Origin of the sequence: Cupriavidus phytohabitans (genome assembly GCF_017815025.1) — a bacterium.
Classification (GTDB): domain Bacteria; phylum Pseudomonadota; class Gammaproteobacteria; order Burkholderiales; family Burkholderiaceae; genus Cupriavidus.
On sequence record NZ_JAGIQB010000022.1, the window covers coordinates 39,297 to 54,264 of the forward strand.

Sequence of the window (14,968 nt, forward strand, 5' to 3'; positions counted from 1 at the left end):
GGCCGACGAGCTGATGCAATCAGGCCGTGGCAGGCGCGTTGGTCGGCGCCACCGGCGAGCCGCCCGAAGGCGTGCTGCCGCCGCCGTTCGGACCCGACGCACTGCGCGGCGGGCGCGGCGGCTTGCCGGCCATGATGTCATTGACCTGGTCGGCGTCGATGGTTTCCCACTCCATCAGCGCGTTGGTCATGGCCTCGACCTTGTCGCGGTTATCTTCGAGCAGGCGCTTGGCCAGCGCGTATTGCTCGTCGATGATGCGGCGGATCTCGGCGTCGACCTTCTGCTGCGTGGCTTCCGACACGGTCTTCGACGACAGCTTGCCGAACATGCCGTCCTGCTCGGTATCCACGTAGACCATGGCGCCGAGCGAATCGCTCATGCCGAAGCGGGTCACCATGTCGCGGGCAATCTTGGTGGCGCGCTCGAAGTCGTTGGAGGCGCCGGTGCTCATGGCATTGAGGAAGACCTCTTCCGCCGCCCGGCCGCCGAAGAGGATGGCGACCTCTTCCAGCATGCTGTCCTTGTACTTCGAATACTTGTCATGCTCGGGCAGCTGCCAGGTCACGCCCAGCGCCCAGCCACGCGGCATGATGGTGACCTTGTGCACCGGGTCGGCCTTGGGCAGCAGCTTGGCAACCACCGCATGGCCCGACTCGTGGTAAGCCGTGGCACGGCGCTCTTCCTCGCGCATGACCGTCGACTTGCGCTCCGGACCCATGTAGATCTTGTCCTTGGCATCCTCGAAGTCCTGCATGTCGACCACGCGCTTGTTGCGGCGGGCGGCAAACAGGGCGGCTTCGTTGACCAGGTTGGCCAGGTCGGCGCCCGAGAAGCCCGGGGTACCACGCGCGATCACCGAGGCGTCGACGTCGTTGCCGATCGGCACCTTGCGCATATGGACCTTCAGGATCTGCTCGCGGCCGCGGATATCCGGCAGGCCCACGTAGACCTGGCGGTCGAAACGGCCCGGACGCAGCAGGGCCTTGTCCAGCACGTCGGCACGGTTGGTCGCGGCGATCACGATCACGCCGGAATTGGCCTCGAAGCCGTCCATCTCGACCAGCATCTGGTTCAGGGTCTGCTCGCGCTCGTCGTTGCCGCCGCCCATGCCGGCGCCACGATGGCGGCCGACCGCGTCGATTTCATCGATGAACACGATGCAGGGGGCCTGCTTCTTGGCGTTCTCGAACATGTCGCGGACACGCGCCGCGCCCACGCCGACGAACATTTCAACGAAGTCGGAACCCGAGATGCTGAAGAACGGCACCTTGGCCTCGCCGGCGATGGCACGCGCCAGCAGCGTCTTGCCGGTACCCGGAGGGCCGACCAGCAGCACGCCGCGCGGAATGCGGCCGCCCAGCTTCTGGAATTTCTGCGGATCCTTCAGGAAGTCGACCAGCTCGACCACTTCTTCCTTGGACTCGTCGCAGCCGGCCACGTCCTGGAACGTGACGGCGTTCTGGTTCTCATCGATCAGGCGCGCACGCGACTTGCCGAATGAGAATGCGCCGCCTTTCCCGCCACCTTGCATCTGGCGCATCATGTAGAACCAGAACACGATGATCAGCAGGGTCGGCCCGAGGTAATACAGGGCCTGGACGAGCACGTTGGGTTCGTCATCCGCCTTGCCGGTCACCTGGACGCCGTACTTCATCAGGTCGCCGACCATCCAGATGTCGCCCGGCGAGATGATGGTGTACTTGGCGCCTTCCTTGGGCGAGACCACCAGGTTGCGGCCCTGCACGTCGACACGCGACACCTTGCCGTTCTTGGCGTCATCCATGAACTGCGAATAGGTGACGCTGTCCTGCGCACGGGGCTTGTCGAACTGCTTGAAGACGGTAAACAACACCAGCGCGATCACGAGCCAGATTGCCGCCTTTTGAAACAGGTTGTTATTCAAGGCCGAACTCCTTTGCAATTGCCTTGCCAACGGATAGCTGCATTGTAATGCAGCGCCCGCCCTCGGGGGGAAACAGCGAAACTATGACGCCGATAGATGCGGGTGGGGCACTTTCGCCCTCTTGTTTTCCCTGGCCTCGATCGGATCAGTTAATCCACCGCCTTCAGGTAGCGCCCAAGGATAAAGGTTTCGGAAGATTTGTCGCGTGACGCCTTGGGCTTGCGCTTCGCGACCACTTTGAACTGCCGTTTGAATTTCTCCACGATCTGGCTGTAGCCGCTCCCGTGGAAACACTTTACCAGCAATGCGCCTTCCGGCTTCAGGTGGGCCTGCGCAAACTCAAGAGCGAGGTCGCACAAGTACTCGATCCGGGCCGAATCGGCGGAGGCCACACCCGACAAATTGGGGGCCATGTCGGAGATAACAAGGTCGATCTTGTCGCCGCCCGATGCTTCCAGCACCAGGCTTTCGAGTTGCCGGAAGACCTCTTCCTCACGGAAATCCCCCTGAATAAAAGTGACGTCCGCGACAGGTTCCATCGGCAGGATATCGATCGCCACCACCGCGCCGTCGATCTTGCCATCCTTTGCCCGGTTGGACGCGGCCAGCTTGTTGCGCGCGTACTGGCTCCAGCTGCCCGGGGCGGCGCCCAGGTCGACGATGACCTGGCCCGGCTGGATCAGCTTGTCCTGCTCGTCGATTTCCTTGAGCTTGTAGGCAGCGCGGGCACGATAGCCCTCCCGTTGCGCCATTTTCACGTACGGGTCGTTGATGTGGTCGTGCAGCCACGAATGGTTGAACTTGTTCTTTGCCATGCCAGATCCAGCCTGTTGCCTGCCCCGGCACGCGGCGTGCGCCGCATGCTCAAGGTTTTTCTACTGTTTTGATGATTTTGCCGCCCGACAGTGCCGGATTGACGGATAATACGCGCCAATTCGCGCTCCGCCCGCCTGCCGAACCGGCATCTGCCGGGCCCGCCGCGCACCAAACTCCAGCGCCACCGGCGCCAACCTATGCCTGCACTACAACTGATTCCTGCCCAGCGCTCCGAACTGCGCTCCCGTGCCCATGCCCTGAACCCGGTCGTCATGGTCGGCGCCGAGGGCCTTACCCGCCCTGTACTGGCCGAAATCGATCGCAGCCTGGCTGCGCACGACCTGATCAAGATCCGCGTATTCGGCGATGACCGCGACGCGCGCATTGCCATCTACGAAGAAATCTGCGACGCGCTGCACGCCGCGCCGATCCAGCATATCGGCAAGCTGCTGGTAGTCTGGCGTCCGGGCGAGGCGCGACTGAAGGAAAACCAGCCGGATAGCCTGGGCCGGCTTGCCCCAGCCCGCCGTGGCGACGCCGCGCCGCGCACGGTGACGGTCAAGAAGCCCAGCGCCGCACCGAACCGGCGCCCGACCCGCAAGGAAGTGACCGTACTCGGCAACGAGCGCGTCACGGCGGGCGGCAACGTCAAGCGAGCGCGCTCGCGGCCGACCAGCCAGAAGAAGAAAGCCCTGGGCTGACCGCCCGCAGCATCGAGGCGGCCACTGCCCGATGGCCGCAGCACTCACTCCCCGGCCGAACGCGGCGCCGAAGCGCGCCACACCAGCACCAGCGCGAGCAGGCTTTGCAGCAGGTAGAAAGCGCTCGACACGCCGTGCAGCATGCCGAACTGCGCCTGGTAAGGCGATTCCGAAACCCCCAGCCCCAGCGCTTGCGCCTTTTCCTTCAGGCTGCCCATGAATGGCTGGATGCCGAAGTAGCCGACCAGCACACAGCACAGCATGCCAAGCACCACCCAGCGCAGGCTCCGATAGCGGTTTGCACCGCGCCGGATCATCACATTGCACAGCACCAGTTGCAGCACGCCGATGGTGACGCCGATGATGGCTTCGGTATGGAACAGGTGACCGGCGATCATGCCGGCCATCTCGCGGCTGGGCAGCACCGAGAACAGCGTCGGCGCCACCATGTAGCCAACCGTCCACAAGCTGCCCGCCCACACCACCGTCAGCAGCAGGAATAGCCGGTGCGGCAGCGGCGGCAGGCTGTTATAGGAGGAAGAGAACAAGCGGCCTCAGATATAGCGGACAGTAATGACTTCGTACTCGCGCTCGCCGCCAGGGGCCAGCACGGTGGCGACGTCGCCCTCGAACTTGCCGATCAGCGCACGCGCGATCGGCGAGCTGACCGAGATCTTGCCGGTATCGAGGTCAGCCTCGTCGTCGCCCACGATCTGGTAGCTGACCGGCTTGCCGGACTCCAGGTCTTCCAGGTCAACAGTCGCGCCAAAGACGATGCGGCCATCGGTGTCGAGCTGGGTCGGATCGATGATCTGGGCCGTGGACAGCTTCGACTCCACTTCGATGATGCGGCCTTCGATAAAGGCCTGCTTTTCCTTGGCCGCGTCGTATTCGGCGTTTTCAGAAAGGTCGCCCTGCGCACGCGCTTCGGAAATGGCATTGATCACCGCCGGACGCTCGACAGCCTTGAGGCGCTGCAGCTCTTCCTTGAGCAGCTCTGCGCCACGCTTGGTAATCGGAATGGTGCTCATGTCTTTGTTCAACAAAAAAATGAGCCGCAGCGGAGCTGGAGCCATCCTGGCAATATCCGCCAGGCACTTCCGCTCAACCGCGGCTTTCAGACAGGACCGAAGGGCCGCACAGTGCTTACGCTGGTGCCAGGCCAATTCGATCGACGAATTTGACGTAGTTTAGGCCAAGAAGCCCGCCGGCATCAACACCGGCGGGCTTCCGGGCGCTGCCGCCCCTTGACCGGACGCAAGCGCCCGGCGGGATGGCAATGTGCAGCGTAGCTTACGCCAGAGTGCGGTGCAGGCCTTGCAGGTCATAGACCTCCAGGCTCTGCATGTGCTTCAGGCCCTCCACCGCGGCGCTGGCGCCGGCGATGGTGGTGTAGTAAGGCACGCGGTTGGCCAGCGCCGAGGTACGGATCGAACGCGAATCCGCGATCGCGCCGCGGGTTTCGTCGACGGTGGTGAACACCAGCGCCAGTTCGCCGTTCTTGATCATGTCGACGATGTGCGGACGGCCGTCCTTGACCTTGTTCACCACCTTGACCGGGATGCCGGCGGCTTCGATGGCCGAGGCGGTGCCGCGGGTGGCGACGATCGGGTAGCCCAGGTCGTGCAGCATGCGGGCCACGGCAACCGCGCGCGGCTTGTCGCTGTCCTTCACGGTGATCAGCACGGTGCCCTTTTCCGGCAGGCGCGAACCCGCCGCCAGCTGGCTCTTGAACAGTGCCTCGCCGAAGGTCTTGCCCACGCCCATCACTTCGCCGGTGGAGCGCATTTCAGGTCCGAGGACCGGATCGACGCCCGGGAACTTGTTGAACGGGAACACGGCTTCCTTGACGCTGTAGTACGGCGGCACCACCTCGTCGGTAATGCCCTGCTCGTCCAGCGACTGGCCGGCCATGCAGCGCGCGGCGATCTTGGCCAGCTGCATGCCGGTAGCCTTCGACACGTATGGCACGGTACGCGAGGCGCGCGGGTTCACTTCCAGCACGTAGACGGTGTCGACGCCGTTGTTCTGCTGGATGGCAAACTGCACGTTCATCAGGCCGACCACGTTCAGCGCCTCGGCCATGGCGGCGGTCTGCCGCTTCAGTTCGGCGACGGTCTCGGCCGAGAGCGAGTACGGTGGCAGCGAGCAGGCGGAGTCGCCCGAGTGCACGCCGGCCTGCTCGATGTGCTCCATCACGCCGCCGATGTACACGCGCTTGCCGTCGCTCAGGGCGTCGACATCGCACTCGATGGCGTCATTCAGGAAGCGGTCCAGCAGCACCGGGGAGTCGTTCGACACCTTGACGGCCTCGCGCATGTAGCGCTCGAGGTCGCGCGGCTCGTGCACGATTTCCATCGCGCGGCCGCCCAGCACGTACGACGGACGCACCACCAGCGGATAGCCGATTTCCTCGGCCAGGCGCAGCGCTTCATCCTCGGCACGCGCGGTGCGGTTGGGCGGCTGGCGCAGGCCCAGGTCCTGCAGCAGCTTCTGGAAGCGCTCGCGGTCTTCGGCGGCGTCGATCATGTCCGGGCTGGTGCCGATGATGGGCACGCCGTTGGCTTCCAGGTCCAGCGCCAGCTTCAGCGGGGTCTGGCCGCCGTACTGTACGATCACGCCGACCGGTTTCTCGATCGCGACGATCTCCAGCACGTCTTCCAGCGTCACCGGCTCGAAGTACAGGCGGTCCGAGGTGTCATAGTCGGTCGACACGGTTTCCGGGTTGCAGTTGACCATGATGGTCTCGTACCCGTCTTCGCGCAGCGCCAGCGCGGCGTGCACGCAGCAGTAGTCGAACTCGATGCCCTGGCCGATCCGGTTCGGGCCGCCGCCCAGCACCATGATCTTCTTCTTGTCGGTCGGGTTGGCCTCGCACTCGCCATGCTCGGCCTCGTAGGTCGAGTACATGTAGGCGGTGTTGGTGGCGAACTCGGCCGCGCAGGTGTCCACGCGCTTGTAGACCGGGCGCACCTTGTTGGCGATGCGCGCTTCGCGCACGGCCATGGCGTCGGTCTTCAGGAGCCTGGCCAGGCGGCGGTCGGAGAAGCCCTTCTGCTTCAGGTAGCGCAGCTCGGCAGCCGACAGGCTCTCCAGCGTGCGTGCCTTGATCAGCGCCTCGGTCTTGACGATGTCCTCGATCTGCGCCAGGAACCAAGGATCGATAGCGGTCTCGGCGTACACCTCTTCCAGCGACATGCCCAGGCGGAACGCGTCGCCCACGTACCAGATGCGGTCCGGGCCCGCCTCGCCGATCTCCTCGACGATCTCGTCGCGGTCGGTCGATTTCTCGTCGAGGCCGTCCACGCCGACTTCCAGCCCGCGCAGCGCCTTCTGGAACGATTCCTGGAAGGTGCGGCCCATCGCCATCACCTCGCCCACCGACTTCATCTGCGTGGTCAGGTGGCTGTCCGCCTGCGGGAATTTCTCGAAGGCGAAACGCGGCACCTTGGTGACCACGTAGTCGATCGACGGCTCGAACGACGCCGGGGTCGCGCCGCCGGTGATTTCGTTCTTCAGCTCGTCCAGGGTGTAGCCGACGGCCAGCTTGGCCGCGACCTTGGCGATGGGGAAGCCGGTGGCCTTGGAGGCCAGCGCCGACGAACGCGACACGCGCGGGTTCATCTCGATGACGATCATGCGACCGTCCTTCGGATTGATCGAGAACTGCACGTTGGAACCACCGGTGTCGACGCCGATCTCGCGCAGCACGGCCAGCGAGGCGTTGCGCAGGATCTGGTATTCCTTGTCGGTCAGGGTCTGCGCCGGGGCCACGGTGATCGAGTCGCCGGTATGGATGCCCATCGGGTCCAGGTTCTCGATCGAGCAGATGATGATGCAGTTGTCCTTCTTGTCGCGGACCACTTCCATCTCATACTCTTTCCAGCCCAGCAGCGATTCTTCGATCAGCAGCTCGCGCGTCGGCGACAGGTCCAGGCCGCGCTTGCAGATCTCTTCGAATTCCTCGCGGTTGTAGGCGATGCCGCCGCCCGTGCCGCCCAACGTGAACGACGGGCGGATCACGATCGGGTAGCCGCTGGTGCCGGTTTCCTGCGCGATCTTGGTTTGCACCGCGATGGCTTCGTCCATCGAGTGCGCGATGCCGGACTTGGCCGAACCCAGGCCGATCCTGGTCATCGCTTCCTTGAACTTCTGGCGGTCCTCGGCCTTATCGATGGCCTCGGGCGAGGCGCCGATCAGCTCAACCTTGTACTTGTCCAGCACGCCGTGGCGGTGCAGGTCCAGCGCGCAGTTCAGCGCGGTCTGGCCGCCCATGGTCGGCAGGATCGCGTCCGGACGCTCCTTCTCGATGATGCGCTCGACCACTTCCCAGGTGATCGGCTCGATATAGGTCACGTCGGCCGTGGCCGGGTCGGTCATGATGGTCGCCGGGTTCGAGTTGACCAGGATGACCTTGAAGCCTTCTTCACGCAGGGCCTTGCAGGCCTGGGCGCCGGAGTAGTCGAACTCGCACGCCTGGCCGATGATGATGGGGCCGGCGCCGATGATCAGGATGCTCTTGATGTCTGTGCGTTTTGGCATTGCACGCTCTCTTTATGGGCCGGCCCGCTTGCATGCGGGCCGCGCCGGTAATCAGGGAATCCGTTCAGGATTCGAATAATGTCGGCTGCAGCTGTCGCAACCGCACCGCGTCAGTTCATGGTCGCCGTAGCCAGCTTGGCGCCGAAGCCGATAAACATCGCCCCGACCCCGCTCGCCATTCCGGCCGAAAGCCGCCGCCGGCGCCGGAACGCGTCGGCCAGCTTCGCGCCCACGAAGATGATCGTGGTCAGGTAGGCGAAGCTGCACAGCTGGCACACCACACCCAGCACGGCGAAAGACAGCACCGGGTAGGCAAAGGCCGGATCCACGAACTGGATGAAGAACGAGATGAAGAACAGGATGGCCTTCGGGTTCAGCAGGCTGATCAGCAGCGCCTTGCGGAACGGGTCGGACTGGTCGGCCACGCTGGCCGGCACCGCCTTGCCCGCCGTATTGTCCACTGCGGCCGAGCCCCGCGAGGCCCAGCTGCGCATCGCGCCGCGCAGCATGTTGAAGCCGATCCACGCCAGGTAGGCCGCGCCGATGTACTTCACCACGTAGAACAGCGCCGGGCTCGCCTTCAGCAGCGAGGCCACGCCCGCCGCCGACAGCACCATCAGCACCTGGTCGCCCAGGAACACCCCGCACGCGCCCTTGTAGCCGGCGCGCACGCCGCGCTGCGCCGCCACCGACAGCACGTACATCGAGTTCGGCCCCGGCAGCAGCACGATAAAGATCGTGCCGAGCAGGTAGGTCCAGAAATCGGTGATGCCGAAGGCGGTTTGCATAAAGGCGTTCATGGGATGTCCCGTGGTCCAGTGCTGTCCGGTCGCGCTAATTTGCGTGCTTACTTGCGCGCGTCGGTCATGTGCTGGATGAAGCGGTCGAACAGGTAAGCCACGTCGTTCGGGCCAGGCGACGCTTCCGGGTGGCCCTGGAAGCAGAACGCCGGCTTGTCGGTCAGCGCGAAGCCCTGCAGCGTGCCGTCGAACAGCGACACATGGGTCACGCGCGCGTTGGCGGGCAGCGTGTCGGCGTCGACCGCGAAACCGTGGTTCTGCGACGTGATCATCACGCGGCCGTCCTCCAGGTCCTTGACCGGGTGGTTGGCGCCGTGGTGGCCGGCCTTCATCTTCAGCGTCTTGGCGCCGACGGCGAGGGCCATGATCTGGTGGCCCAGGCAGATGCCGAAGGTCGGGATGCCGCGCTCGATGAACTCGCGGGTGGCGGCGATGGCGTAGTCGCACGGCTCGGGGTCGCCGGGGCCGTTGGACAGGAACACGCCGTCCGGATTCAGCGCCAGCGCGTCGGCGGCGCTCGCCTGGGCCGGCAGCACCGTCACCTTGCAGCCGCGCTCGGCCAGCATGCGCAGGATATTGAACTTGACGCCGTAGTCATAGGCAACCACGTGGAACTGCGGCTTGTCCTGCTTGCCGTAGCCCTTGCCCAGTTCCCATTCGGACTGGGTCCACTCGTAGGGTTCCTTGACCGAGACCACCTTGGCCAGGTCCATGCCGGCCAGGCCGGGGAAGGAGCGGGCCAGGTCGATGGCCTTCTGAACGTTGTCCTCGCCAGCCAGGATGCAGCCGTTCTGGGCGCCCTTCTCGCGCAGGATGCGGGTCAGCTTGCGGGTATCGATGCCGGCGATCGCCACCACCTTTTCCTGCTTCAGGTAGTGCGCGAGGGTGTGTTCCTTGCGGAAATTGGAGGCCAGGATCGGCAGATCCTTGATGATCAGGCCGGCGGCATGGACTTTCGTGGCTTCGACATCCTCAGGATTGACACCGTAGTTGCCGATATGCGGATACGTCAGCGTGACGATCTGCCGCGAATAGCTCGGGTCGGTGAGGATTTCCTGGTAACCGGTGATGGCGGTGTTGAACACCACTTCACCGATGGTATGGCCGGAAGCGCCAATGGAATAGCCACGAAAGACCGTGCCGTCTGCTAGCGCGAGAATGGCGGACGGAAAAGACGGTAACACGGGTAGGCTCCTGCTGGACTCACCCCGTGACCGACCAATCGACGCCTCGTGCCTCCCAGGCTGGATCCGTGACGGCGGCAGCGGCATTGCGCCGATGCGGTCGGATCCGGTCGCGGCATGCTCCTTGCATCACATCGAGTGCGAACGGCAAAGGCGGCGCGTATGGGGGCGGCGGAAGGTGGAAAGCGGTTGGCGCTAGGGTGAAGGGTTCTGAAAGCGAAACTTTCGAATTATATCCCGCGCCACCCAATTTCTCAAGTTTTCAAGGACTTGCATCACGCCGGCGCCGCCGCGGACACCCGGCATGCCGGTGCCCGCGCATTGGTCCGGCGGTGTGCGGATCCCGTTATGCGTCAGGCGGGACGACCGCCGTCACTTCGATTTCCACCTTGGCGCGCGGCTCGACGAGGTCGGCCACTTCGACCGCCGTCATCGCCGGAAAGTGACGGCCAATGATGGCGCGGTAGTGCTGGCCGATCGACCCGTAGGCACCGACATACTCCGCCTTGTCCTTCACATACCAGGTCATGCGCGCGATATGTTCCGGCCTGGCACCGCCCGCGGCCAGCACGTCGACCACATTGCGCAGCGCCTGCGCCACCTGCAGGCCGAAATCGTCGGTCTCGAACTCGCACTTGCCGTTCCAGCCGATCTGGCCGCTGACAAAGAGCAGGCGGCTGCCGGCCTGGATCTCGGCCATCATGCCGTTGGCGTAGCCACGCGGAGGCGCCCAGTCGGGCGGCTGCAGAATCTTCATGGTGGATGTCCTGTTGCTTTCTGATTGATGGATTGGGGAATTCAATTGCGAATGCAGTACCAGGCCGGTCAGGCCGTCGCCACGAGATAGGCCGCCATGGCCTCGCGCACGGCCTCCGGCAACGGCTGCGGCGCGATCGAGCCGGTGTCGACGCAGACCAGCCGCTGCGTCACTTCCATGCGGGTATCGTCGTGCGGCCCCGCGAAGCGGATCGCCAGCGTGAAACTGGACTGTCCGAGCTTGAGCACGCGCAGCTCGCGCGTGAGCACTTCGCCCAGCCGGCTCGGCGCCAGGAAGCGGCATTCCAGCTCGGCGGTCGGTACGCCGGCCCGGCCCTCGCCGTGCATGACGTCGAAGGGCCAGCCCAGCGCTTCGCCGAACCAGTCTTCGATGAAGTCGTTGAGCATCTCGAAGTAGCGCGGGTAGAACACGATCCCGGCCGCGTCGCAGTGCTTGAAGCGCACCAGCACGGTGCTGCGGAAGACCGGGCTCATCATTTGCTCCTTCCGCTGTCAGCGCCATTGCCCTGCTCCGCCATCTGGCGCAGCCGGAATCGCTGCAGCTTGCCGGTCTCGGTGCGCGGCAGCGCCGGCACGAACTCGATGCGGCGGGGATATTTGTACGGCGCGATCTGGCGCTTCACGTAGTCCTGTAGCGCGGTGCGCGTGGCGTCGTCCGCGGGCACGCCTTCGCGCAGCACCACGTAGGCCATGACCACCTGCCCCCGCCCGTCGTCTGGCGCGCCGACCACGCCGCACTCAGCCACCGACTCATGCTGCATCAGCGTGCTCTCCACCTCGGGGCCGGCGATGTTGTAGCCGGCCGAGATGATCATGTCGTCGGAGCGCGCCTGGTAGAAGTAGTAGCCATCTGCGTCGACCGTGAAGGTATCGCCGGGCAGGTTCCACCCTGCCTTCACGTAGTTGGCCTGGCGCGGATCGTCCAGGTAGCGGCAGCCGGTCGGGCCCTGCACCGCCAGCTTGCCGACCTGGCCCGGCGGCAGCGGCCGCATCTCGTCGTCGACGATCTGCGCCACGTAGCCGGGCACCACTTTCCCGATCGCACCCGGCCTGACCTCGGCGCCGGCACTCGAGATAAAGATATGCATCATCTCGGTGCCGCCGATGCCGTCGGTCATCTCGATGCCGGTGGCGGCTTTCCAGCTCTGGCGCGTGGCGTCGGGCAGCGCCTCGCCGGCCGACACGCTGTGCCTCAGGCTGGAGATATCGAAGCGCGGCGCCAGCGTTGCCATCTGACGGTAGAAGGTGGGGGCGGTGAAGACGATGGTGGCGCGGAAGTCGTGGATCAGTTCCAGCAGCGCTTCGGGCGTCAGCCTCTCCGCCAGCACCGTGCTGGCGCCGATGCGCAACGGGAAGCACAGCATGCCGCCCAGCCCGAAGGTGAACGCGATCGGCGGCGTGCCGCAGAAGACATCGTCCGGCACGGAGCGCAGCACATGGCGCGGGAACAGGTCGCACATGGCCAGCACGTCGCGGTGGAAATGCACCGTCCCCTTGGGCTGTCCGGTGGTGCCGCTGGTGAAGGCGATCAGGCAGATATCGTCGCTGGCGGTGTCGCAGGCATCGAAGCTGTCTGGCTTGCCCGCCATCGCGGCTTCCAGCGAACCCTCGCCGGTGCCGTTAAAGTACAGCACGCGCGCCAGGGTCGGGCAATGGAATTCCCCGCCGGCCCGCTGGTTGGCGTCGAGGTCCTCGCGCAGCCGCGCATCGCACAGCGCCGCGGTGACCTGCGCCTTGTCGACGATCTGCTTCAGTTCCCTCGCGCGCAGCAATGGCATGGTCGGCACGGCAATCAGGCCGGCCTTGATGGTGGCGAGCCAGCTTGCCGCCATCATCAGGTTGTTGGGGCCGCGCAGCAGCACGCGGTTCCCGGGCACCAGCGCCATGTCCTCGACCAGCACATGGGCGATGCGGTTGACCAGCGCCGCCAGTTGAGCGTAGGTGACCGTCTCGATCTGCCCCGCCTGGCCAGTGGGGCGATGGCGGATGGCGATGCGCTCGCCGCGGCCTTCGCGCACGTGGCGGTCGACCAGCTCTACCGCGCAGTTCATCCGCGCCGGGTAGTCGGTATCGGCGTTGAAGCGGAACACCGGCCACTGCTCGGGCGGCGGCAGGCGGTCGCGGGCGAAGGTATCGAGGTGGGCGGTGGTCGCCATGGCTTGTCTCCTGTCTGCTCTGTCGGTACGGCAGTTGCGGGGCGGATGGCTCAGGCCTTCCTGCCGGCCAGTGTTTCGCGGGCGATGATCAGCTTCTGCACTTCGGTGGCGCCTTCGTAGATGCGCAGCGAGCGGATCTCGCGGTACAGGCTTTCCACGCGCGTGCCGACCTTGACGCCGAGGCCGCCGAACATCTGCACCGCGCGGTCGATGACCTGCTGTGCGTTCTCGGTCGCGACCATCTTGGCCATCGCCGCTTCGCGCGTGGTGCGCTGGCCCTTCACATCGCGCAGCCAGGCGGCGCGATAGGTCAGCAGCGCCGCCGCGTCGATGGCAGTCGCCATATCGCCGATGGCCGCCTGCGTCAGCTGCAGGTCGGCCAGCACGCCGCCGAACATCGGCCGCTCGCACGCGCGCGCCAGCGCGTCGTCCAGCGCCGCACGCCCGAAGCCCAGGGCCGCCGCCGCGACCGAGGCGCGGAAGATGTCGAGTGTCATCATCGCCACCTTGAAGCCCTGCCCCGCCTCGCCCAGCCGGTTGCCGACCGGCACGCGGCAGCTGTCGAAGCGCAGCGTGGCCAGCGGGTGCGGCGCGATCACGTCGATGCGCTCGGCGATGGTCAGGCCCGGCGTATCAGCGTCGACCACGAAGGCCGAGATGCCGCGCGCGCCGGGCGCTTCGCCGGTGCGCACGAACACGCAATAGAAGTCCGCGATGCCACCATTGGAGATCCAGGTCTTGGCGCCGTCGATCACATAGTGCTTGCCGTCTTCGGACAACCGCGCGCTGCATTGCATCGCCGCGACATCGGAGCCGGCCTCGGGCTCCGACAGCGCAAAGGCAGCTATTGCCTCGCCGCGCGCCACGCGTGGCAGGTATTGCGCGCGCAGCGCTTCGCTGCCGGCAATCGAGATCGCACCCGAGCCGAGCCCCTGCATCGCGAAGGCAAAGTCGGCAAGGCCATCGTGGCGCGCCAGCGTTTCGCGCAGCAGGCACAGCGAGCGTGAATCGAGCGCGGGCAGCGCGCCACCGTGCGCGGCCGGCACGCAATAGCGCAGCCAGCCCGCTTCGCCGAGCTGGCGCACCAGCGCGCGGCAGGCGGCATCGGCGTCGCCGTGGTCGACATGCAGGTGTTGCGCGCACCAGGCGTCCAGTTCGCGTTCCAGCGTGCGGTGCGCGTCGTCGAACAGCGGCAGGTCGAGATAGGTCTTGTCTGACATCGCGGCTCCCTGGCTCAGTCGCCTTCGAACACCGGCTTCGATTTGGCCACGAAGGCCTCGTAGGCGCGGCGGAAATCGCGCGTCTGCATGCAGATGGCCTGGGCCTCGGCTTCGGCTTCGATGGCCTCGTCCAGCCCCATGTTCCATTCCTGGTGCAGCAGCTTCTTGGTCACGCCGTGCGCGAAGGTCGGCCCGGCGGCGAGCTGCGCGGCCAGCGCCTGCGCCTGTGCCAGCACGGCCTCGGACGGATGCAGCGCGTTGAAGAAGCCCCACTGCAGGCCCTCCTCCGCGTTCATGGCGCGGCCGGTATAGAGCAGCTCGCTGGCGCGCCCCTGCCCGATCACGCGCGGCAGCAGCGAGCACGCGCCCATGTCGGCACCGGCCAGTCCCACGCGCACGAACAGGAACGCGGTCTTCGCCTGCGCCGTGCCCAGCCGCATGTCGGAGGCCAGCGCCATCATCGCGCCCGCGCCGGCGCAGATGCCGTCGACCGCGCTGATCACCGGCTGCGGGCACGCGCGCATCGCCTTGACCAGGTCGCCGGTCATGCGCGTGAAGTCGAGCAGTTCGGGCATGGTCATCTGCGTCAGCGGCCCGATGATCTCGTGCACATCGCCACCCGAGCAGAAGTTGCCGCCGGCGCCGGTGACCACCACCGCCTTGATGTCGCTGGCGTAGCACAGCGCGCGGAACAGGTCGCGCAGTTCGGCATAGGAATCGAAGGTCAGCGGGTTCTTGCGCTCGGGGCGGTTCAGCGTGATGGTGCCGACCTTGCCGTCGTCGGACACCGACCACAGGAAGTGCCGCGGTTCATAGCCGGCAAAGCTGCGCTTGTGGTGGCGCATGTCGAGTGCGATTTCAGTCATGGT

13 protein-coding genes are annotated in these 14,968 nt (G+C 65.7%); 1 reads left to right on the forward strand and 12 read right to left on the reverse strand.

What is annotated here, in order from left to right; all coding sequences use genetic code 11:
• Window positions 1-19: 19 nt before the first annotated feature.
• Together ftsH and J8I34_RS16870 are read right to left on the reverse strand one after the other, a co-directional pair.
• Window positions 20-1,903 carry an ATP-dependent zinc metalloprotease FtsH gene (ftsH, locus tag J8I34_RS16865; protein ID WP_029046380.1) on the reverse strand — a complete coding sequence of 628 codons (1,884 nt, stop codon included), beginning with the start codon at window positions 1,901-1,903 and terminating at the stop codon, window positions 20-22.
• A 149-nt stretch (window positions 1,904-2,052) separates the two neighbouring features.
• Complete coding sequence (locus J8I34_RS16870) at window positions 2,053-2,718, reverse strand: RlmE family RNA methyltransferase (protein ID WP_029046379.1); 666 nt, start codon at window positions 2,716-2,718, stop codon at window positions 2,053-2,055.
• A 198-nt stretch (window positions 2,719-2,916) separates the two neighbouring features.
• On the opposite strand from J8I34_RS16870, the gene J8I34_RS16875 reads away from it, so the two are divergent.
• Window positions 2,917-3,420, forward strand: a complete 504-nt coding sequence (locus tag J8I34_RS16875) for a YhbY family RNA-binding protein (protein WP_209806489.1) — start codon at window positions 2,917-2,919, stop codon at window positions 3,418-3,420.
• A gap of 44 nt (window positions 3,421-3,464) precedes the next feature.
• Here J8I34_RS16875 and J8I34_RS16880 read toward each other — a convergent pair whose 3' ends face one another.
• The 10 genes from J8I34_RS16880 to J8I34_RS16925 all read right to left on the reverse strand — a co-directional run bounded on the left by J8I34_RS16880 (window position 3,465) and on the right by J8I34_RS16925 (window position 14,965).
• Window positions 3,465-3,968, reverse strand: coding sequence for a DUF4149 domain-containing protein (locus J8I34_RS16880; RefSeq protein ID WP_029046377.1), 504 nt, complete (start codon window positions 3,966-3,968; stop codon window positions 3,465-3,467).
• Between the two features lie 6 nt (window positions 3,969-3,974).
• Complete coding sequence (gene greA / locus J8I34_RS16885; RefSeq protein ID WP_209775806.1) at window positions 3,975-4,451, reverse strand: transcription elongation factor GreA; 477 nt, start codon at window positions 4,449-4,451, stop codon at window positions 3,975-3,977.
• A 262-nt stretch (window positions 4,452-4,713) separates the two neighbouring features.
• Entirely contained in the window at window positions 4,714-7,962 is a 3,249-nt protein-coding gene (carB, locus tag J8I34_RS16890; protein WP_209775807.1) for a carbamoyl-phosphate synthase large subunit, read from the reverse strand.
• Window positions 7,963-8,072: 110 nt separating this feature from the next.
• On the reverse strand, window positions 8,073-8,762 hold the full coding sequence (gene leuE / locus J8I34_RS16895; RefSeq protein ID WP_029046374.1) for a leucine efflux protein LeuE: 690 nt from the start codon (window positions 8,760-8,762) through the stop codon (window positions 8,073-8,075).
• 47 nt (window positions 8,763-8,809) lie between these two features.
• Window positions 8,810-9,946 (reverse strand): glutamine-hydrolyzing carbamoyl-phosphate synthase small subunit, encoded by a 1,137-nt coding sequence (gene carA, locus J8I34_RS16900; protein WP_029046373.1) that lies wholly within the window; start codon window positions 9,944-9,946, stop codon window positions 8,810-8,812.
• A gap of 346 nt (window positions 9,947-10,292) precedes the next feature.
• Window positions 10,293-10,703, reverse strand: a complete 411-nt coding sequence (locus tag J8I34_RS16905) for a RidA family protein (RefSeq protein ID WP_029046372.1) — start codon at window positions 10,701-10,703, stop codon at window positions 10,293-10,295.
• Between the two features lie 68 nt (window positions 10,704-10,771).
• Window positions 10,772-11,197: an acyl-CoA thioesterase gene (locus J8I34_RS16910; protein ID WP_029046371.1), complete on the reverse strand. Its 426-nt coding sequence runs from the start codon at window positions 11,195-11,197 to the stop codon at window positions 10,772-10,774.
• Entirely contained in the window at window positions 11,197-12,879 is a 1,683-nt protein-coding gene (locus J8I34_RS16915) for an AMP-binding protein (protein WP_029046370.1), read from the reverse strand. Before J8I34_RS16915 ends, J8I34_RS16910 begins: the two co-directional genes overlap by 1 nt.
• A gap of 50 nt (window positions 12,880-12,929) precedes the next feature.
• On the reverse strand, window positions 12,930-14,099 hold the full coding sequence (locus tag J8I34_RS16920; RefSeq protein ID WP_209806490.1) for an acyl-CoA dehydrogenase family protein: 1,170 nt from the start codon (window positions 14,097-14,099) through the stop codon (window positions 12,930-12,932).
• A 14-nt stretch (window positions 14,100-14,113) separates the two neighbouring features.
• Window positions 14,114-14,965 (reverse strand): enoyl-CoA hydratase family protein, encoded by an 852-nt coding sequence (locus J8I34_RS16925; protein ID WP_029046368.1) that lies wholly within the window; start codon window positions 14,963-14,965, stop codon window positions 14,114-14,116.
• Window positions 14,966-14,968 lie beyond the last annotated feature (3 nt).